1 protein-coding gene is annotated in these 208 nt (G+C 47.1%); it reads right to left on the minus strand.

Annotated elements, in window-relative coordinates; genetic code table 11:
* Positions 1-208, minus strand: a 208-nt coding sequence (locus X919_RS14820; RefSeq protein WP_036917115.1) for a transposase, incomplete at both ends; no start/stop codon positions are given.

A 208-nucleotide genomic window follows, 5' to 3' on the forward strand; every position in this document is an offset into this window, starting at 1 on the left:
TTCTCCATCGAGTCATATCCTTTATCGGCATAGACAAGTGCTTTCCGTGGCAATTTAGCTTTCGTTAGGGGTGTTTCTAAGTGTTCCATATCACTTTCATTGGCAGCTGTCGTTTCCTCGGCAAGCACCAATCCATTCTCATCCGTTACCGTGTGACGCTTGTAACCGAAGTGGAGCTTTCCCATCTTCTTTACCCAACGGGCTTCTG

This window comes from Prevotella sp. HJM029, assembly GCF_000599605.1.
In the GTDB taxonomy this organism is placed as follows: domain Bacteria; phylum Bacteroidota; class Bacteroidia; order Bacteroidales; family Bacteroidaceae; genus Prevotella.